The sequence below is a fragment of the Paenarthrobacter sp. NPDC091711 genome (assembly GCF_044756605.1).
Taxonomy (GTDB): Bacteria; Actinomycetota; Actinomycetes; order Actinomycetales; family Micrococcaceae; genus Arthrobacter.
Genome location: NZ_JBIVTF010000002.1, coordinates 324,561 through 344,774 on the forward strand (window position 1 = coordinate 324,561; position 20,214 = coordinate 344,774).

General features: G+C 63.3%; 16 protein-coding genes and 1 pseudogene. 5 read left to right on the top strand and 12 right to left on the bottom strand.

Annotated features, from left to right (window positions below; genetic code table 11):
• Positions 1-5 precede the first annotated feature (5 nt).
• Positions 6-800 (top strand): amino acid ABC transporter ATP-binding protein, encoded by a 795-nt coding sequence (locus tag ACIQH5_RS04860; RefSeq protein ID WP_400400784.1) that lies wholly within the window; start codon positions 6-8, stop codon positions 798-800.
• A gap of 270 nt (positions 801-1,070) precedes the next feature.
• Here the strand turns inward: ACIQH5_RS04860 and menD are convergent, their stop codons facing one another.
• From menD to ACIQH5_RS04885, 5 genes are all read right to left on the bottom strand, one after another.
• On the bottom strand, positions 1,071-2,780 hold the full coding sequence (menD, locus tag ACIQH5_RS04865; RefSeq protein ID WP_400400786.1) for a 2-succinyl-5-enolpyruvyl-6-hydroxy-3-cyclohexene-1-carboxylic-acid synthase: 1,710 nt from the start codon (positions 2,778-2,780) through the stop codon (positions 1,071-1,073).
• A gap of 117 nt (positions 2,781-2,897) precedes the next feature.
• On the bottom strand, positions 2,898-3,473 hold the full coding sequence (locus ACIQH5_RS04870) for an SOUL family heme-binding protein (protein ID WP_400400787.1): 576 nt from the start codon (positions 3,471-3,473) through the stop codon (positions 2,898-2,900).
• Positions 3,474-3,670: 197 nt separating this feature from the next.
• On the bottom strand, positions 3,671-5,758 hold the full coding sequence (locus ACIQH5_RS04875; RefSeq protein ID WP_400400788.1) for a PhoX family protein: 2,088 nt from the start codon (positions 5,756-5,758) through the stop codon (positions 3,671-3,673).
• A 78-nt stretch (positions 5,759-5,836) separates the two neighbouring features.
• Positions 5,837-6,853 carry an o-succinylbenzoate synthase gene (locus ACIQH5_RS04880; protein WP_400400789.1) on the bottom strand — a complete coding sequence of 339 codons (1,017 nt, stop codon included), beginning with the start codon at positions 6,851-6,853 and terminating at the stop codon, positions 5,837-5,839.
• A gap of 61 nt (positions 6,854-6,914) precedes the next feature.
• Positions 6,915-7,523, bottom strand: a complete 609-nt coding sequence (locus tag ACIQH5_RS04885) for a hypothetical protein (RefSeq protein WP_400400791.1) — start codon at positions 7,521-7,523, stop codon at positions 6,915-6,917.
• 103 nt (positions 7,524-7,626) lie between these two features.
• On the opposite strand from ACIQH5_RS04885, the gene ACIQH5_RS04890 reads away from it, so the two are divergent.
• Positions 7,627-8,268 carry a DUF2510 domain-containing protein gene (locus ACIQH5_RS04890; RefSeq protein WP_400400792.1) on the top strand — a complete coding sequence of 214 codons (642 nt, stop codon included), beginning with the start codon at positions 7,627-7,629 and terminating at the stop codon, positions 8,266-8,268.
• A gap of 95 nt (positions 8,269-8,363) precedes the next feature.
• A complete protein-coding gene (locus tag ACIQH5_RS04895) occupies positions 8,364-9,416 on the top strand; it encodes a LacI family DNA-binding transcriptional regulator (protein ID WP_400400793.1) in 1,053 nt (350 codons plus the stop codon).
• A 169-nt stretch (positions 9,417-9,585) separates the two neighbouring features.
• Here ACIQH5_RS04895 and ACIQH5_RS04900 read toward each other — a convergent pair whose 3' ends face one another.
• Genes ACIQH5_RS04900 through ACIQH5_RS04915 form a run of 4 tightly spaced genes read right to left on the bottom strand, consistent with a single transcriptional unit; the run spans position 9,586 to position 14,294 of the window.
• Entirely contained in the window at positions 9,586-11,001 is a 1,416-nt protein-coding gene (locus ACIQH5_RS04900; RefSeq protein ID WP_400400794.1) for a glycoside hydrolase family 32 protein, read from the bottom strand.
• 31 nt (positions 11,002-11,032) lie between these two features.
• Positions 11,033-11,905 carry a carbohydrate ABC transporter permease gene (locus ACIQH5_RS04905; RefSeq protein WP_400400796.1) on the bottom strand — a complete coding sequence of 291 codons (873 nt, stop codon included), beginning with the start codon at positions 11,903-11,905 and terminating at the stop codon, positions 11,033-11,035.
• Between the two features lie 8 nt (positions 11,906-11,913).
• Positions 11,914-12,879: a carbohydrate ABC transporter permease gene (locus ACIQH5_RS04910; RefSeq protein WP_400400797.1), complete on the bottom strand. Its 966-nt coding sequence runs from the start codon at positions 12,877-12,879 to the stop codon at positions 11,914-11,916.
• On the bottom strand, positions 12,876-14,294 hold the full coding sequence (locus ACIQH5_RS04915) for an ABC transporter substrate-binding protein (protein WP_400400798.1): 1,419 nt from the start codon (positions 14,292-14,294) through the stop codon (positions 12,876-12,878). The genes ACIQH5_RS04910 and ACIQH5_RS04915 overlap by 4 nt, the downstream gene beginning before the upstream one ends.
• 154 nt (positions 14,295-14,448) lie before the next feature.
• On the opposite strand from ACIQH5_RS04915, the gene ACIQH5_RS04920 reads away from it, so the two are divergent.
• Positions 14,449-15,360 (top strand): phosphatase PAP2 family protein, encoded by a 912-nt coding sequence (locus ACIQH5_RS04920; protein WP_400400800.1) that lies wholly within the window; start codon positions 14,449-14,451, stop codon positions 15,358-15,360.
• Positions 15,361-15,527: 167 nt separating this feature from the next.
• Here ACIQH5_RS04920 and ACIQH5_RS04925 read toward each other — a convergent pair whose 3' ends face one another.
• A complete protein-coding gene (locus ACIQH5_RS04925; RefSeq protein ID WP_400400801.1) occupies positions 15,528-15,800 on the bottom strand; it encodes a hypothetical protein in 273 nt (90 codons plus the stop codon).
• A gap of 221 nt (positions 15,801-16,021) precedes the next feature.
• Between ACIQH5_RS04925 and ACIQH5_RS04930 the strand changes: the two genes are divergently transcribed.
• The gene (locus ACIQH5_RS04930; protein ID WP_400400802.1) at positions 16,022-17,392 is read left to right on the top strand and encodes an acyltransferase; all 1,371 of its coding nucleotides are present in this window, start codon (positions 16,022-16,024) and stop codon (positions 17,390-17,392) included.
• 97 nt (positions 17,393-17,489) lie between these two features.
• Here ACIQH5_RS04930 and ACIQH5_RS04935 read toward each other — a convergent pair whose 3' ends face one another.
• Positions 17,490-18,707 (bottom strand): MFS transporter, encoded by a 1,218-nt coding sequence (locus ACIQH5_RS04935; protein WP_223940721.1) that lies wholly within the window; start codon positions 18,705-18,707, stop codon positions 17,490-17,492.
• A 465-nt stretch (positions 18,708-19,172) separates the two neighbouring features.
• Positions 19,173-20,214: pseudogene (locus ACIQH5_RS04940) on the bottom strand (cell wall anchor protein); the annotation flags it as partial.

Genomic DNA, 20,214 nt, shown 5'->3' on the forward strand with positions numbered 1-20,214 from the left:
CAGTCATGAATAACTCCACTGGGAGCACGTCCACCGTTCAAGCCGCCGGTGTAAATATCAAGGATCTGCGCAAGTCCTACGGCAGCAACGAGGTCCTCAAAGGCATCTCGCTGACCGTTGAACCGGGTCAGGTTGTTTGCCTGATCGGGCCTTCGGGTTCGGGCAAGTCCACCCTCCTCCGCTGCGTGAACCTGCTTGAACAGCCCAACGCCGGCACCATCAACGTGGGCGAATTCGAGGCCACCGACCCGGACGTTGACCTCAACCGGATGCGCCGGAACGTTGGAATGGTGTTCCAGCACTTCAACCTGTTCCCGCACCTGAGCGTCCTGGACAACTGCACCATCTCGCAGATGAAGGTCCTCAAGCGCTCCAAGTCCGAGGCCGCAGGGGTGGCACGCCACAACCTGGAACGCGTTGGCCTGGGACACCTCGCCGACCGTTTCCCGGACCAACTCTCCGGTGGCCAGCAGCAGCGTGTGGCTATCGCGCGCGCACTGTCCATGGACCCGCAGCTCATGCTTTTCGATGAGCCCACGTCCGCTCTCGACCCCGAAACCGTGGGCGACGTCCTGGCTGTCATGCGCAAGCTGGCCCAAGAAGGCATGACCATGTTGGTGGTTACTCACGAGATGGGCTTCGCCCGCGAAGTTGCGGACCGCGTGGTCTTCATGGACGCCGGTGTTGTGGTGGAAGAAGGGCCCGCCGAAAACGTGATCAGCGCCCCCACGCAGCCGCGCACCAAGGAGTTCCTGCGCCGCGTCCTCGACCCCACGCACATTGACGTGGTGGAGGACTAACCCCTTCTGGACTGACGCCGCGCATAGTCTTTAGCGCCACCCAAACGGGAGGGTGACACCCATCTTCGGGTGTCACCCTCCCGTTTCTGCGTCACCTAGGAATGTGGGTGCCCCTAGATTTGGCTGTCCTGGTGAAGTACGACGGCGGCGGCGCACCCCTTCGCGCACGGCGCACCACTCCTTCCCCTGTGGCGCACCTTTTCGCGCCGTTCGCACCAGCGGTTACGGGTGCGATCGGCGGCAACGGTAGCGAGGTGGGCCGGACCGGGGTTAGCCCGCCGTCAGGACTTGGCCCACCGCAGCCGAGATAGCTTCCTTGATCCGCGCATGGAGTGCCCTTAAACCCGCCCGGTCCACACGCACTTCCACGATGGTGCGCCCCTTCAGTGGTGACTTGAGAGCCGCGACGAGTTCCGCCGTCGTGGTTACTGCTTGGTGTCCGACGCCGTAAGCCGCCGCGAGTGCCGCGATGTCCACTGAGTGCGGAGTAGCGAAGAGACGTTCGACGGCGGTGCCGTAGGCCCCAGAGTCCTCCACCACCCCGTGTTCGAGAAGGCTGAAAATGGCACCGCCGGAGTCGTTGAGCACCACGATCCGGAGGTCCGGCAAGGGTTCTCCGTGGCCGAGAAGGAGTCCGCCGGCGTCGTGAAGGAAGGTGACGTCGCCAAGCAGGACCGTGGTTTCGCGGCCGCTACCCAGGGCGATTCCGGTGGCTGTGGCGATGGTTCCGTCGATGCCTGCGAGGCCGCGGTTGGCGTAAACCGTGGCGATGGGTTGGGTGTGAGGTTGGCCAGCGAGGTCGACGTCGCGGATGCCGTTGGAGGAACCGAGCACCAGCTGTCCGCGGGAGTGCTCCCAGACCGTGGCGCCCACTGACGGACCGTTCGCGAGGCTCTCCCCCACCAGCACCCCATCAAGGCCGTGCTGGGCGGCCGCACCCGCGAGGAGCCAGGAATCGAGCCACTCGGCAGAGCCACGGCCAGCGAAATCGGCTAGCTCCGGCAGGGTTTCGAGAGGTGTTTCGCGGCGCCGACCTTCTTCATACCAAGCAACGGGGACGGGCTGGTAAATGGCGGATTCAACAGATGCACGCGCCAGCAGGGCAGCCACGGGGCGGGACAGGGTCGCCCGACCGAACAGGACAACCCGCTCGATTGGCGCAGGCGAATCAGGGCCAAAATGTGCAAGCAGGACCCGGTATGGCCCAACAGCGTTTGGCCCGAAACGGGCGTTGGATGAAGGTTCTGCCAGCAGGGGCAGTCCGTGGGCGCGGGCGAAGGCTTCGGCGACGGGCCCGGCGTCGTGGCCGGCCAGGACCACGGTGCGTCGCTCGGCGAGTTCGCTTGATGCCGCCGGAAGTTCCAGCGCCTGGGGTCCGGCGTCGTAATGGAACACGCCCCGGCCCGCTTCTGCGGGAAGGGAGTCGCCGTCGGCCGGTACCAAGGGATCGCGGAAGGCGAGGTTCACTTGGACAGGGCCGGGAGGGGTATTTTCGAGGGCGCCGGTGGCCGCGTAGAGCGCAGTAGCAAGGGCCTTCTGGGGATGGTCGCCTGCGGGGACGTCGACGGCGAATCTCACGTGGTCGCCGAAAAGGTCCAGTTGGATGGTGGTCTGGTTTGCCCCGGTGCCGTGGAGTTCTTCGGGACGGTCAGCGGAAATCACCACAACGGGAACGGCTGAATGATTGGCCTCCATAACAGCGGGAAGCAGGTTGCCCACCGCTGTCCCGGAGGTGGTCACCACCGCCACGGGAGCCTGCGTGGAGAGTGCGAGTCCCAGCGCGGTAAATCCAGCATCCCGCTCGTCGATGCGGACGTGGATCCGGACGCGACCTGCGGCTTCAGCTTCCGCGAGCGCGTAGGCCATGGGTGCAGAACGTGAACCGGGCGCTACCACCACGTGCCGCACACCGCCGTCGAGCAGTGCCGTAACGGCGATCCGTGCGGCACCGATGGATGTCAGAGAGTCCTGGGAAGTCACCGTTCCAGTCTATTGGCGCCGCCGGAACCAAACGCTCGCTCACATCACTAGCCCTTCCGGCCAACCGTCTCCCACATCACTAGCCCTTCCGGCCAACCGTCTCTCACCCAGATGCCGTTAGGCTTCCTTGACGTCCAGGACTACCTCGTTATGGCGGAGGAACCACGGCTTGAAGGGAGGGTCGAAGCGCGCGAACCTAGGCGAACCGATCGGGGTTAAAGCAGCCAGCTGAAGTGCCTCCGTCAGCGCTACTGTATGGCGCTGAAAGGCCGCGGCCGATCCGTTGCCCGTGAACCGTGCTACTGCGGATAGCGCCCCTGGTACGTCACGGATCTTGACCTTACGGTCGTCGGGCACAGGGGCAGTCTCTGCTGTCACTCCGACTGGCAAGACGAAGGCAACAACGTAGGCTTCATCGGCATCTCCCGGGATGGGCCCGCTCTGCAGGACAGGTGCCGTCATGACCAGCTCCCCTGACGTTCCGCTCTCTTGAATGACCGGCGCGGTCATGGACAGCTTCTGCTTGGTGGTGTTGCTGCCGCTGATGTAGTTGAAGAGAGAACGGAATGCCTCGTTTCCGGCGCGATCAAACGCGGCGTGGACGTGCACCTCTGCGAGTGCATGCGCGGGATAACGACGCAGCTCGAAGTGTGGATATTGCTGGACCAGATGGTACGGCTGCTGTTCTGTCATGGTCCAAACGACCCTACGCCGCGGCGCCACAAGCCGCCAGAGAGCCGTGGGTGATAGAGCGTTCGGTTCCAAGCACGCGGGATGTGAGAGAGGGACCGGCCCAAGCACGCGGGATGTGAGAGAGCGTGGAAACGAAGAATGCTCCCCCTCCCGGGACGCCGGTAGGGGGAGCATTCGTCAGCTTCTGGGAGCAGGCGTTACTTGCGGAAGACCTGCACTACGGAGGGCCGCGGCGCCCGTACTGCACCGGCGGCGGGTGTTGCTCCGGCCGGAACGTAGTCCGGGAAGAAGGAGTTCTGGGCTGCAAACGTGCCATCCTCACCAGGGTGCTGGACGGCGACGAAAACGGTCCGTTCTTCGTCGTGAATGATGGGACCACAGGTTTCGGCGTCGCGCGGGACAGCGAGGAACTGCTCCACCTTGCCGCGCTCAGGGCCCTCAAGGGTGACCTTGAACAGCCCGTCCGCGTAGCCGATGGTGCCGGGAGCACCGTCGGTGGAGATCCAGAGGTTGCCCACGGAGTCGAAGGCAACATTGTCCGGGCAGGAGATAGGCGACACCTTATCGGCCGGGAATCCGGAGAAGTAGGTGGACGTGTTCTTGGCAGGGTCTCCGGCAACCAAAAGGAGGTTCCAGTTGAACTTGGTGCCCGTTTGCTCGCGTCCTTCGGTGATCTCCACGACGTGGCCGTCACGGTTCAGGTTGCGCGGGTTAACCTCGGTGGCGCCTTCCTTGCCCGGCTTGCCGCGGTCCGTGTTGTTGGTGCAGGCGACGTAAACCTTGCCCGTACGCGGGTTGGGCTCCACGTCCTCGCAACGGTCCATCTTGGTGGGGCCAACCTTGTCAGCGGCGAGGCGGGTGTAGACCAGAACTTCCGGCACGGTCATGCCCGGCACAGCCGAGGTTCCGTTGACCACCAGAGGAAGCCATTCACCGGTGCCATCAAATGAGCCGTCGGCGGGGAGCTTGCCGGTGCCGTCGATGTCTGCGGGAGAGTCGCCCGTGAAGCGAGCTACGTAGAGGTCGCCTTCGGAAAGCAGGTTCATGTTGTTCTTGCGGGCCTCTTTTGAGTCACCAGCCTGGTACTTGCCCTTGGAGACGAACTTGTACAGGTAGTCAAAGCGCTCGTCGTCGCCCATGTAAGCCACTACGCGGCCGGAAGGAGCGACGATGACGTTGGCGCCCTCGTGCTTGAAGCGGCCCATGGCGGAGTGCTTCTTGGGAGTGGAGGTGGGATCAAACGGGTCCACTTCCACGATCCAGCCGAAGCGGTTGGTCTCGTTGGCATAGCCGGCGTTGCGGGTATCAAAGCGCGGCTCGTCGAGCTCCCACTGGCGCGTGGTGGCTTTGGCGGAAATTCCGTAGCGCTTATCGCCCTCACTGGTGCCTGGGGCAGCGAAGTAGCCGTTGAAGTTCTCTTCGCCGGAGAGGATGGTTCCCCATGGGGTGGTGCCGCCTGCGCAGTTACCAAGAGTGCCCTTGATCCAGCGGCCAGCGGGGTCGTCGATGGTCTTGACCAGGTTCGTGCCGGCCGCCGGTCCGGTCAGCTCATATGTGGTGTCCGTGAGGAAGCGTCGGTTCAACGGTGCGCCCTGAACGTAGTTCCACGGCTTGTTCTTGTTCTTACGTTCCAGTTCCACCACGGCCAACCCATGCCCTGCGCGACCGATCGCGCGCGCCTCGGCGGGGTCGAAGCCCTCCGGGAGCATGATGTTCTCGTTGGTGTACTCGTGGTTGCTGAACAGGACGGCACGGCGATCTTTGGAACCGGGAATCGGCAGAATGTCCGTGTAGTCGTTGTTGTAGCCGAACTGGCGTGCCTGCGCCGCAGCGGTCTGCGCATTAATGTCAAAGGCCGGTGAGTCGGCGAAGAGGGGGTCGCCCCAGCGGATGACCGGCTTCCAGTCGAACCCTTCAGGCACGGTGAAGGCATCCACCGCTGCGTCAACGGGCTTGATGGCGGTGAACTTGAGCTTGGACTTGTCGAAACCCTTCTTAGCGGCATCGGAGAGCCCGTTGCCCGAGTCGGCCACGGCAGCGTCACCACCAGTAACAGCACCACCAAGCACGATCGCGAGCGCTCCTGCGGCGCCAAGCCCAAGGGCGGCGCGACGGGACATGGCCGTTGAAGCGATGTCGCGGAAGTAACCGTTGGCGGTGGTATTGCAGACGTCGCCCGAGCAGGCGTTGTCGCATTTCAGTGCGCACGTCACGGGACTGCGCTTGCCTTTGGTGTGGCCAAGCATGGGGAGCAGCGCAAACGTGCGTCCGGTGGTTTCAGACATGGGGGTAGACCTTCCAGAGGATGTACGAGGTTCCCGCTGAGCCTGTCAGCGGAATCCAAAGCTGAGAGGTCTCTCTGGTTAATCCCCGGTGAACAAACCATGCTGGTTTCGCGCCAGCACTGAGTGCACGCGGCGGAGCCGGTCCAGCCACCAGTCCCGACGGTCCCCCGGTGCCGCATACTGCTCCAGCAGGCCAGGATCGGCAACGGTATCGCGCAACTGGATGGCGCCGTCGTTGGCCACCAGCGGGTCCAGCGTGATGTCCGAAGCAAACAGCGAAACGGTGCCAAGGCCGCAGGCATAAGGGAGTGACGGCAGCGTGGCTGCGAGCGCCAGGCCGGCACGGATGCCCACGGAAGTGTCCAAGGCGGAACTTACGACGGCGGGCAGCCCGGATTGCTCCACAATGTCCAGTGCACGCGCTACTCCCCCGAGTGGGGCGACCTTAACTACGATCAGGTCAGCCGCGCCGGCCCGGGCAACACGAAGGGGGTCCTCTTCCTTGCGGACACTCTCGTCCGCGGCGATCAGGACCGGCGTGCCTGCAGCAGACAGCCGACGCCGGACCTCAGCGAGGCCTTCGATGGTGGGAACGGGCTGTTCGGCATACTCAAGCCCAACCGCGGAGAGTTTGCTCAGCGCTTCCACGGCTTGCTCTAAGTCCCATCCCCCGTTGGCATCCACCCGGATGGCAGCGTCAGGAAGGGCCTCGCGTACTGCATTCACCCTGGCGACGTCGTCCGCCAGTTCCTGTCCCCGCTCTGCAACTTTGATCTTGACGGCGTCCACCCGCCCGAAGCGCGCCAGCACCTCAGGCACGCGCTCCGCAGCGACGGCGGGAACTGTGGCGTTGACGGGGATCTTGTCCCGCAATGGTGAGGGGAAACCCAGCCAGCCCGCTTCCAGTGCTGCGGCCAACCAACGGGAGGATTCGTCGTCGTCGTATTCGGGGAAAGGACAGAACTCACCCCAGCCGAGCGGTCCACGCAAAAGGAGGGTCTCACGCTCCATGATGCCGCGGAATTTCACGCGCATGGGCAGCGAGACTACGTGTGCGGAATCGAGGAGGTCTTCGAGGGAGGGAAGTGCAGGCATATTGCCACTGTACCGGCGGCCTCCCACCCAACATGCAGGCCGTTTCGGCTATGTGGAAAAGCTACTCGCTCCAGTACTTTTGCACCCGGCCCACTGCGTCAGCCAGCTGCTGCGCGGACAGGACGAGCAAGCTTTCCGGCATTCCCAGGGCATCCCATTTGGCCACCAACGCCGTATCCCCCTCAACCGGCAACGGCCACAACCAGTACCGACCGGTGAACTGGGCAAACTCGGAGTTGTTGCTTCCTCCACCGCCTCCCAAAGTTGTTAGCACGGGGCCAGTGACGTCGTCGGCGTCCTCGAAGGCCGACGGTCCGTGAATGGCCGCCACAGCTTTGCGTCCGTCTGCCAAAGCAACACCTATTTCCAAGCCTGTCCTGGTGTCTATGCTGGACCGCGGATGGATATAGCTCTCCTCCACCATCTCCCGCCATTCCTGGTCCGATTCGCTGCCCCGCCGCACGGACCAGACCAGGTCCAGCAGGCAACCAGTGGAGTAAACCTCCACCAGTTTCAGCACCAGGACCATCCGCTGGCTCTTGAAAACAAACCCACCAACGCGCGCGATGCCAGGCATCTCGTCCGACGGCGGGCCGAACCACCCGGGCTGGGGAGGCTGCGGTTCACGCGGACGCGATGGCTGTTGAGGGAGGTCATCGAAAAAGCTCATGCTCCATCCATACACCGCCACGTGGCGTCTGGGGAGGGGCTCTTTGCAAGCGAGTGGCCGCAATCGCGATATTCTCAGAACCACGACTCAATGCGGGGGAATAATGACTCAATCGATGCCCGGTTCCACAACACCTCCCGGCTGGTACCCGGACCCTTCGGACTCACGTTTCGTCCGGTGGTGGGACGGACGCGCCTGGACAGCCAACCAAGCGCCCGCCCAGTTCCAAGCACCGGGCCAGTTCCAGCCGCCCGTTCAGCAGCCACGTCCTGAGCTCAGCCAGGACGCGCCGGTGTACAACCCGTTCATCTGGGCAATAACCTTGCTGCCGCTGCTCTCTGTCCTGCTCCTGCTCACCTGGCAGCCGGAGTTCAGGATGATGACCACGCGGCAGGGCGTCACCACCATGGACCCCTTCTCCATGTACACCCCCGGCTATTTCCTGCTGATGGGCGCAAGCTTCCTGTCCTACGGGCTTTCAGTGCTTTTCGCTTTCCTGGACCGTCAACGCCTGCTCAAGTCCGGCGTCGTCCGTCCCTTCCACTGGGCTTGGGCGTTCCTCAGCTCACTGGTGTACGTGATCGGACGCTCTGTGATCGTCAACAAAGTGGCGCCCAAGCGGGGGCTGTGGCCGGTGTGGGCCAGCATCGCCGTGATTGTTATCAGCCTGGTGGTTACCGGCATTTGGATGTCCAACTTCATGCAGTCGATGTACTCGCAGTTTGGGTACTCGGTCAACGCATGACAGCAGCCCCCGCAACCTAGCCCTCGACCTAGCCTCCGGCGCAACCTCACACGCGTTAGGTAGACTGCTGACAATAAAGGACGGAAGGACTTTCAATGAACCGCAAGGCCACCGCGCTGGACGTCGCCAAGAAGGCGGGTGTCTCCAGGAGTGCGGTCTCGCTGGTTCTGAACGGTCGTGGAGACGGGAACGTGGCGAAAGAGAGCCAGGACCGGATCCGGCAGGCGGCTGAGGAGCTCAATTACTCCCCCAATGCCATCGCCCTGAGCCTCCGAAATCAGCGGTCGCGCGTGATCGGCATCCTCTCCGACGAGGTGGTGCTCAGCCCCTTTGACGGCAACATCATCGGTGGCGCCGACGACGTTGCCCGCGCCCGCGGATTCGTCACCGTGGTCATGGACACCGAACGTGATACCGCCAGGGATGCGAGCGCCATTGAAACTCTTCTGGACCGGCAGGTTGATGGGCTCATGTACGTGACCGTGGGCCTGAAACCAATCGAGGTTCCGCACGGGATGCTCCGCGTCCCCTCAGTTCTGGCCAATTGCTACGACGAGCACCCCCAGCCGCAGTTGCACCACGTGATTCCAGACGAGGTCACCGGTGGCAGGGAGGCCACTGAGCACCTGTTGGAGCTTGGCCACCGGGACATCGCGCTGCTTGCCGGGTCAGAGGATTCGCCCGCGGCGCCTCTCCGCGTTCAGGGTTACCGTGACGCACACGCCGCGGCCGGGCTACCGGTCCATGAGGACCGGATCTTCATGGCCGGCTGGGACATCGACGCCGGCTTCCGCGGCGCTATGAAAGTGCTCGACGGCGTGTCCCCCGCCGATCGGCCCACAGCCATCATGTGCGCGAACGATCGCCTGGCGGTTGGCGTAACCCTCGCCGCAGCGCGCCTGGGACTCAGAGTTCCCGAGGACCTGTCCATCATGGGCTACGACGACGAAACCCGGATCGCCGACACCATGGTTCCCTCCCTCACCACCATGGCGTTGCCCCTACGGGAGATCGGCCGCGCCGCAATGACCACGCTGCTGGACGCGATCGAGGGCACGGGCGAGCCAAGAAACGAGACTCCGATCGAAACGATGGTCCCCTGCCGTCTCGTGGTGCGTGAGTCGACCGGCCCCGTGCCCACCCGCTGACACCCGCCTTCCTGCGAGGCCCACTCTGCGCCCCAAACCAACCCACAAACACGCAAAACAGGCCCCACAACGCACCCCACCCACGTTGTGAGGCCCACTCTGCGCCCCAAACCAACCCGCAAACACGCAAAACAGGCCCCACAACGAAAGTACGACGCCGGCCTGCCGCCTACGCTGGGAGCGTCAACTCCCACGCGTCGGCAGTCGCGCCGTCGGGCAACGTGAGCTGCCATTCCTCCCCCGGAGCCGGGTAGGCCCGGAGGGTAGTGGCGACTGAACCTGAACGGTATACCTCCACAAGGGATGCATCGATGAAAATTCGCAACTCTTCGCCGGGGGCCAGGGAGCCCGAGTAAACCACCTGAGCGTCGGCCCCCGAACCAAGCACGAGCTCCACAGAGCCGGCACCGGAACCAGCACCAGCAGCACCACGGACCAGCACTTCGGCGAACCCCGGAAGCTCAACGGACCCGGCAGCACCCGCAGCCACAGAAGCACCCCGGTACGCCTCGACCTCGGGCGCAGGAGCCACCACCAGCGCCCCGTCAACCACCGACACAACGCGGGGATGAGTCAGCACACCCGACCACCCGGCGTCGTCGATTTCTTCTTGCGTGCGCCCCCGGCGGCCATCACGTCCCGGCCCTTCGTTGGCCCAACCCCACAGCATCGCAGCAGGCTCAGCAGCAGGAGAAGACTCAGCCGAACCATACGCGAGCTGCATCATCTGAGGTGCGTAGAAGTCGCGGCCAAGATCGGACTTCCCACCGGAGGAAGGCGCAAACACCGGCAGCCCGGTCTCAGGGTCCGCCGACAGGGAACCGATGAGGTGCCCTACCCCGTTGGCGTGCTCGTGGTCATCACCTGATAGCCACAGGGAGAACATCATCACCCAGGCGGAGCCTCCCGAAGCTACGGGCACTTCCACCAGCTGCGGGCATTCCCAGATTTCGGCCGGAGTGTGGGCTGCGGCCACGGGGTGGTCGCTGGTGAGCCAGATCCCCTTGTACTCCCAGGAATTCAGATCCGAAACGGAGTACAGCAGCAAGGCGGCGCGGCCGTCGGCAAGACCTGCTCCCTGCATGGCGTAACGTGCACCGCCAAACCAGAAAATAAAAGGGTCCCGCACAGCCGTAACCAGCGGATCTTCGGGCATGGACGCAGCAACGTGCCCGTCCTGCTCCCAGGAAACAAGATCGGCGGAGCCGCGCGCGATCACTACCTGCGAGTGCCCGCCGTGGTCCTGGATACCCGAATAACAAGCGGTTGGCACGCCATCATCCAACGTCACCACGCCGGTCCAGCATCCGGCGGAGTCCGGCCCGCCTGCCTGCGGAGCAAGCGCTACCGGGTGTTCTTCCCAACGCACTAAGTCCGGGGAGCTGACATGGCCCCAGTTGATGTGCGAGTGCCGTGCGGACGAGGGGTTGTACTGGAAGAACACGTGGTACCGGCCGTTGATGTAGCTGATGCCGTTGGGATCGTTGATCCAGCCCTGCGCGGGCCGCGGGTGGAAGCGCGGAAACGCCGGGTCCGCGTGCAAAGAGGCGGAGACAAGAGAGGAAGAGAGTGCAAGGTCCGTCAACGGAGCCCCTTTCAAAATGATGAAGCAGAAACTATTTGCCTGTGCCTGCGGTGAGTCCGTCCTGCAGTGCACGCTGGCCGAACATGAACACCACCAGCGCGGGAATCATGGAGAGGACAACGCCGGCCAAGACCACGGAGATGCTTCCGGTGCCGAGGTTGCCCTGGAGCGAGACCAAGCCCAGAGGCAGGGTGAAGTTCTGCTCGGAGATGGTCATGATCAGTGGCCTGAAGAATTCGTTCCAGTGGAAGTTGAACGCCAGGATGCCCACAATTGCCAGGCCGGGCATTGCCAGCGGTGCGTACACGGAACGGAACGTCCGCCACGGCGAGGCCCCGTCGATCGCAGCCGCTTCAGCGAGCTCACCCGGCAACCCCATGAAGTACTGGCGCATCAGGAAGGTGCCGAACGCCGTCGGGATGGCCGGAATGATCAGCGCCAGCAGTGTGTCGGAGAGCCCAACGCCGCGGATCAGCATGAACACGGGAACTATGGTGACCTGCGCCGGCACCATCATGGTGGCCAGCACGATCGAGAACAGCGCTCCCTTACCCCTGAAGCGAAGGTGCGCAAACGCGTAGCCGGCCAGTGCGGCGGTGATCATTTGACCCACCGCGATCAAACCGGTCACCAACGCACTGTTCACCACCAGCGCCACGATGTTGAGCTGCTTGAACACTTGCTCGTAGGAGGTCAGGTCAGGGTTCAGCGGCAGGAAGGCGGGCGGCAGCTGGAAGGATTCCGACGGCGGTCGCAGCGAGGTGGACAGTGTCCACAACACCGGGCCCAGGATAAACACGGACGCGATCAGCAAGACAACCACGCGGATGGCCACTGACCAGTCGCGCTTCTTCCGCTTCACCACAGGCGCCGTGGTGGTGACACGTTCTTGAATGGTAGTCATGGCGGGCCTTACTGGTAGAAGACGAATCGTTTGCTGAGCCGGAACTGCGCGGCGGTGATGGCCATGATGATCAGCGTCAGGATGACTCCGATCGCCGAGGCCTGGCCGAACTCGAGGCGCTGGAACGCGGACTCAAAGATCACCATCACGGCTGTTCGCGTCGAGTCTCCCGGCCCACCGCGGGTTAGCACGTAGGGCTGGTCGAACACTTGCAGCGCGTTGATAATTGCCATAACCGAGGCCACCAACGTTGTGGGGCTCAGCAGCGGCAGGGTGACGAACCAGTGCTTGCGCCAACCCGTGGCACCATCAATCGACGCGGCCTCGTAGGTCTCCACGGGAATGGAGGCAAGGCCACCGATGAACAGCAGGAACGAGAACCCGAAGTTCTGCCACACATAAACAAGAATCACGACGGCGGCGGACCCGGTTGGCGTTGTCAGCCATGGGACCGCTGGGATGCCAACGATGGAAAGCAGCCAGTTCACCACGCCGAATTGCTCGTTGAAGAGGTACCGCATGAAGATCGATACCGATGCTGCGGAGAGGATCAGCGGGAAGAAGAATGCCGAGCGGAAGAACACTCTGAGCCAGGCCGGGAGCTTCTCCTGCACCATGATGGCCAGGCCGAGCGCGAGTCCGAGCTGGAGGGCCACAGCCACCACCACGAACACGATGGTGTTCAGGAATGACACCCGGACCGTGGGGTCCTGGACTACCTCAGCGAAGTTGTCGAAGCCTACGAATTTTGGTGCCGAGATGATGTCCCAGCGGAAGAACGCGAGGGCAATCGAAGCGACGATCGGCAGCAGGGTGAAGATGCCCATGCCCACGATGGTGGGGGCCAGGAAAGCCCAGGGTAGCCAGCGCTGCTGCACGCGGCCGCGCTTGCTGACTTGTCCGTTCTTGTGGGCGGCCTGGCGACGGCCCGGCTCGCTCCCTGTCCCCGTTGGCGTACTGGTTGCGGTGCTCATGGCTGCCTCCTCAGGGCCAATTCAAGATCGCGCTGCATGGAAGTAAGGGCGTCCTTGAGTTGACGCTCGTCTCCACTGACAGCCAGGCTGACGTTTTTCATGAGGGCGGTTTCGACGGCGGCCTGCTGGGGTGGCGCTGGAATGGGACCTGTGGTGGGGAACCTGTCCAGGGTGTCGTAGAAGACCTTCCAGTTCCGCGGGCCCTTTCCGGCGTAGAGCTGCTCGTTGACCATGGAGCGACGGGCCGGTGTGGTGTTCGGTGAGGGGAACACTATTTGCATGGCTTCACGGCTGGAGCTGAACTTCACCCATTCCCAGGCGGCGTCCTTATCCTTGGCGGTCTTCATGATCGCGTAGCCTGCAGTGCCGAACTGGTGGCGCTGGGTCCGCCACTTCGGGAAGAACTGGACGTCGAAGTCGTTCTCTGTCATCCCCGCCTCGTGGAGGCCTTGGACCCAATAGCCGCCCGCCGGCGTCGTACCTATTCTGTCCGAAGCGAAGAGGCCGATCAGTGCGCTGCCGCCGCCTTCCTCGGGCCGGACACCCAGCCCGTCCTTGACGAGTCCGCGGAGGTAGTCGAAGGATTCGAAGACCCGGGGATCGTCGGCGTTGGGTTCAAGCCACTGGTACCCGCCGGAACGGAGGCTGCGCGAGGGGTCGTTGGCGTAGAAGCCGTCCCATAGCCACTCGCCGCCCGGGGACTTGGTTTCCTTGAGGAAGCTGGTGTCGTTGGCGTAGAGCCACGGAACCACTCCACCGAAGAGGCGGTTGGTCCAGTAGTACGGGGTGAAATCCTTGGGGTTGGCCTTCTTCATGGCAGCGAGGGTGCTGCGGAAATCCGTGTGCGTCCAGTTATCGGAGGGCCGTTCCAGTCCCGCTTTACTGAGCGCAGTGGTGTTGTAGTACATGTTGGCGGCGTTCCAGTCGATGGGGAGCTGGAACAGGCTGCCTTTGTACATGAACGCTTCCACCAGGCTGGGGTGGACATCCTCGAAGTACTCACGCATATGGTCGGCGTCGCGGCGCAGATATTCATCCAACGGGTGGGCCAGTTTCTCGGCGAAGAGCTGGGCTCCTTCCGTGGCCACGTACACCACGTCCGGCGGGGTGCCTGCTGCAACCATGGTGAGGATCTTGGTGAAGAAGTCCTTCCAGTCCACTGCCTGGATCGCCTGAACCTTGACCTTGATTTCGGGGTGGACCTTGGCGAAAGCGTCAATGACCTTTTGGCGGGCTGCGGCGTCTGCGGCAGTGCCCATGATGGCGATGCTGAGGCTGTTGTCTCCGCGGCCTGGAATGTCGGCCCCGGTCAGGCGCGGCCACGACGCCGCTGTGACTCCAACTATTCCTGCGCCGAGGGCTGTGAGGGCACTTCTACGTGTGAATTCACGCAAAGCTCCGTTGGTTCCCGACATGTAGATTTCCTTCCCTAACACGTGTTAGGAAGCCTATTCCCGTCACCTAACACGTGTCAAGCGTCACAAGAATGTTGCCAAGGTCTCACCACGGACCGCCACGCTCAAGAGAACACACACGAGCCGTCCAGAGAACTGTGGCAGTCTAGTCAGAATGAGTTCCCAGCAATTCCGCACCAGCGGGAGGTCGAGCAAACGGCCGCTTCAAGGACGCGACGCCGGCGCAGGCACAGGATTCCTATTCTGCCTCGCCACCCTTGGCAGCGCCATCGGTCTGGCGGCCACGTACTACTTCTTTGTGCGCACCACCGCAGGCCAGTTCATCGACGAGTCGGCACTGGTTGAAGCTACGGTGCTGGCCGGAACAGCCGGCCGAGCATCCACTGAATTCCTGGACATGCTCCCCATGCTCTCGCTCGCCATCGCCGCCATCATGGTGCTCTTCGTTACCGTTGCCCGCCGACGCTGGACTGCCGCCGGAATCGCCGTGGCAGCATGCATCGCCGCAAACGCGGCCACCCAAATCCTCAAGCTCCTCATCCCGGACCGGCCCGACCGCGGCGTCCAAACCTTGGAACTGAACTCACTTCCCTCCGGACACACCACACTGGCAGCATCGGCCGCCGCAGCGGTGTTCCTCATGGTTTCGCCCCGCTGGCGCCCCCTGGCGGGCTTCCTTGGGAGCACCTTCGCAGTAGCTACAGGCGTCTCAACGCTCATCAATCAATGGCACCGCCCGGCCGACGTCGTGGCCGCGTTCCTGGTGGTGTCCGCCGTGATGCTCCCGGCAGGTTGGCTCGTCCTCCGCACCGGCAACAGCTGGAACGTATGGAAGGGGTACGGCGAACATTGGGCCGCCTCGCGGCTATGGGTCTGGCTCACTGTTGCGGCACTGGTGATCGCCGGTTTCGTGGCAGCCTACTCGCTGCTCCAAGTCATGCCCGGCCTCAGCACCGACAGCACCATCGACTACTTCTGGGCCGGCACCGCGTTCATCGTGATGGCCGGGTACCTGTCCGCGCTTGGCGGCACGTGGCTGTTCGGCTTGGCGGCGCGCAAGGGCTGACGCCCTTGTGGGGTCGACGGCTTGCTGGCTGGCGACGGCTTGCTGGTTGGCCGCGCACCCGTTCCCGCCCCACGCTCCACTTACGCGACGGCGGCGCACCCGCTCCCGCCCCACGCACCAGTGGTTACGGGGGCGATCGGCGCTAAGGGACGCGCCGACCCGGGGCCCTAGTCCTTCGGGCCCACCGAGTCGAAGAACTTGGACTCTCCCCCTGAAGCAGCTCCACGCCGCCGCGCCTGCTCGTGGATGAAGTGCTGATCCTCATCCGTGAGCACCGTTCCACCATGCGCGTCTACGGTGTCGCCCTCCCCCGTTTCCCCGTTGATGATTGCGGTGACGGTCCTCGGCACAATCTTGGTTCCCGGATTGTCGACGAGCCATTGCTGTGTTTCGGGAGAAAGCTGGTCCCAGAATTCTTTGATGTGCACAACGATCAGCACTGCCCTTCATTGGTGGGGGGGTGGATTCGCAAACTGCGCCATGCGCGCCGGTGAAACACTTTGTTGATCGCGGACGAAGGTCCTCTTCTAGGCTACGCCCGGTTATGCCCACCCCACCCTGCATGTAGCGACATTTCCGGGGATGACGTCGACTGCCCGCTCTTCATGCGTTACAGTTAGTCCAATCGATGGATAAATAGTGGTTAATCCGAGGAGTTCCCATGTCGTCCACCCTTAGCTCAGCGTCCCGCAAGTCCGCCTCGCGGCGGAGCGCTACCCCGGTTGTCGCCGTACCCGCTTCCCGCGATCTGGTGGTGGACTTCATCCGTGTGGCCTGCATGTTTGCCGTGGTTGCGGTTCATTTGCTCATGATGGGGATCAGCGTGACTGATTCCGGCATCGGCGTGGGCAATCCCCTCACGTCCCTGAGTTGGTTCGCGCAGGGTACGTGGTTCGGCCAAGTCATGCCGCTGTTCTTCATCGTTGGCGGTTTCGCTTCGCTCACGTCGTGGCGCAGCCTGAAACGCAAGGGCGGCGATGGCGCCGACTACCTCAGGAACCGGGTGCTGCGACTGGTCCGGCCTACGGTCGCCTTGTACATCTTTCTCGCCATTGCTTTGTGGAGTGCGACGGCGTCCGGTGTCCCAGTCGACCTGCTCGCCGTGATCGCTGCGGGCGCCGGAGTCCAGCTGTGGTTCCTCGCTGCGTACCTGATCTGCCAGGCAATGGTTCCCACCATGGCCAAGTTCCACGAGGCAGCGCCGTACCGGACCATCGCAGCGCTGGCCGCGGGCGCCGTCGTCGTTGATGTTCTTCGCTTGGGTTTGGAGCGCAACCCGTGGGGCTTCGATTCGAACCCCATCGGCCTGTTGAACATGGTGTTCGTGTGGGGGCTTCTGCAACAGCTGGGGTTCTTTTACGCCGACGGGTTCTTTGACCGTTTCGCCAAGTGGAAGCTGGTTCTTGCTGCTGCCGGCTGCTACGCCGTGATGGTTCCGCTCACGCATGCCGGGCCCTACCCCGTGGACATGCTGACCAGCCAGAACCCACCTATGTTTCCGTTGATCCTGGTGGGGCTGGCACACATTCTGTTGGTGAAAGCCGTCTATCCGGTGCTGCAGCGATGCGTCCACGTTGGTTGGGTGCAAAAGGTGATGTTCGTGGTGGGCAGCCGGGCCATGACCATTTACCTGTGGCACCTTCCGTTGATCATCGCCATGTTTGGCATTGCGCTGGTCCTTCGCCTGCCGTTCCCCGAGCCTGCCAGCACCGAGTGGTGGCTGAGTCGTCCGCTGTTTTATGTCGCGGCTTGGGCGCTGGTTCTGTTGGTTTCCACGCCGCTGGTCCGGTTGGAACTCGCCAGCACTGCGCTTGCACCGGGTGCGGTCCGGCCGGCCATGTGGCGCATCGCTGCCGGAACTGTCCTGGCGATAATTCCGCCGTTCGTGGTGATGAGGTCGGCGCTCAATGTTTCGAATGCCACTTGGGGTGTGGTGTTGCTGGTGATCGCCGTGGCTCTGGTCTCCGGCAAGCTTCCGGACCGAGCGTGGAAGACTCCGCGCAGTGTTTCATCGGGGGCCGCGGCTTCCTGACCTTCTTTGAACGCCGAACGGCCGTAGAACAATCTTATGAGGTTGCTCTACGGCCGTTGCTCTGTTCAAAAGAGGTCAGGAAGCCACCGGCAAATGGCTAGTAGTTACGCCGATGCTTCAGACGTGGAATTGCGACGGCGAACACCACTGCCGCTGCGAAGCCCAGGACGCCTGTGGCCCAGACGCCCGCCGACAACGAGAATGCGGCGGTTAGCCCGGACAGCAGCACAGGTCCTCCGGTGCCACCAGAGTCAGCCATGAAGCGCCAGATCCCCAGAAAGTGGCTGCGCCCGTTATCCGGCGAGAAGTCAGCACCGAGCGTCATGATGAGCCCGGAACTGATGCCGTTGCCGAACCCGATCAGCAAGGCAACCAAGAGGAGCGGGACGAATCCGGCAGTGAAGGGAATCAGAATTAGTGCGGTTCCCATGATCAGCGTTGACGGGATGGCCACCCACTGACGTCCCTTCCTGTCCATAAGTTTCCCCGCGGGATAGAACACCAGCATGTCGATCGCTCCGGACAAGCCGAAGATCAACGACGCATGGGTGGCGTCGAGTCCCAGATGATCCGCCCACAGCGGGATGACCACCTGCCGCGATGCACGCAATGCGCTCAGCAGGAGGATGCCGAAGCCAACCGTCAGGAACACCCCGGCATGGGAAACCGCGACGCTCCGCAAGGTGGATGCCGGAGGTCGGGGACCGCCGTCGGACGTTCCGGGGGCAACCAGATCCGGGATGGTGAGCGACAAAACAGCCGCGGCCAGCATTCCACCAAAACCGACCCAGTAAGCACCGCTGATGCCCGCGAACTGCATCACCCCGGCACCCACAAACGGGCCGATGAAGAGGCCTATCCTGGTGACACCGCCCAGGGTTGATAGGGCGCGGGCACGGAACATGACAGGGACGGCCTCAGTCAGGAACTTTTGCCGTGCAAGGTTGAAGACACTGGCCGACATCCCCACCAACGTCATGGACGCGGCCAGCAGCCATAGTCCATGTTCCATTTGCGGGGCGAACGCTGCCGCCCCGAGCGCAATGGCACCCACAGTTCCGGCACCCACGATCGACCACCGTTCACCGAACTTCTCGGTGATGATCGATGCCGGGATGTTGAATAGCCACGAGCCCAAGCCGATCAGGGTCACGATCAACGCTGATACCGCCACCGATGCGCCGAGGTCGCGGGCTGAGAGTGCAATGACCGGGAGGACGGCACCCTCACCGAGACAGAAGAGCACGGCTGGCCCGAATGCCGGTAGCGCTACGCTGCGGAGGCTGAAGTTTTTGTCTGCTTGGGTGGTGGTCATCCCTTTCATCCTATGACCGCCGTCGCCGGGTCGCGGGGCGGCATTACGTTGTGTGCCTCATGGTCCGGCCCGCACCCCTTTCCGCTCGGCGCCCCCGTTAGTGGCCAGGAGCGCACCAGTACGCGCCTAGCGCACCAGAGGTAACAGGGGCGATCGGCGCTAACGGGTGCGACGGCCACTGGGAGTTCGGGTAACTCCGTAGATGGCCGTCAACGGGCTGGTTGGTGCTACTTGCTGGACGGTGTGGGTGCGGGATGATTTGCGCTCACGCGCTGCGCACCCCTTTCCGCCCGGCGCCCCCGTTAGTGGTCAGGACCGCACCAGTTCGCGCCAACCGCACCAGAGGTAACAGGGGCGATCGGCGCTAACGGTAGCGATGGAGTACGCGGAGATGCTCGCAGTTGTTGCGGCTCCGGGAAGCCGGAGCCGCAACAACTACATGCGAAGTGAGATTACTTCGTCGGCTTAGCGGCGGTTGGCTGCTGCCTTGCGGCGACCGATAGCTGCGAGCACCAGCCCCATCAGGAGCATGGCCCCCGCCAAGAGTGCCCACTGACCGTTCAGGCCGGTGTTGGCCAACGTGTTGGCACTTCCGACGGCGGTGGGAGCTGCCGCGGTCCATGCACCCTGGGTGGAGCCCTGGGTAACTACGGCACCGGCTTGGGTGCCCATGCCCGTGTTAACTTCAACACTGGCAGGAGGATTCACGACTGGCGGGTTGACCACAGGCGGGTTCACAACCGGAGGATTGACCACCGGAGGATTGACCACCGGAGGGTTCACAACCGGAGGGTTCACAACCGGAGGATTCACGACAGGCGGGTTCACAACCGGCGGGTTCACAACAGGAGGATTCACGACAGGCGGGTTGACCACAGGCGGGTTGACCACAGGAGGGTTGACCGTGGCCGTAGAACCTCCGCCGATTCCCACCGAGGTGGAACCAAGGGTGACAGGAGCCGTGATCGGGATGATCAGCTGGGTGCCGGAAAGGATTCCGTCGCTGCCGGAGGTGGTGCTACCGGTGTTCGTGCCCGTCGGGGCAGTTCCGCCGGCGGTACCCGTGTTGGTGGCGGATGAGTCACCCAACAGGCCAGCCGAGGTCGAACCCAGGTTGATCGGAGCCGTAATGGGAGCAACAACCTGCGTACCCGAACCAATGCCGTCCGAACCGTTGGTGGTGCTACCTGTGTTCGTGCCCGCCGGGGCAGTTCCGCCGGTCGAGCCCGAGGTACCGGTGCCGGTATTCGTGGCGGACGAGTCACCCAACAGACCAGCCGAGGTCGAACCCAGGTTGATCGGAGCCGTAATCGGAGCAACAACCTGCGTTCCCGAACCAATGCCATCCGAACCCGAGGTCGAAGATCCCGACGTGCCCGTCGGCGCAGTTCCGCCGGTCGAGCCCGAGGTACCGGTGCCGGTATTCGTGGCGGACGAGTCACCCAACAGACCAGCCGAGGTCGAACCCAGGTTGATCGGAGCCGTAATCGGAGCAACAACCTGCGTT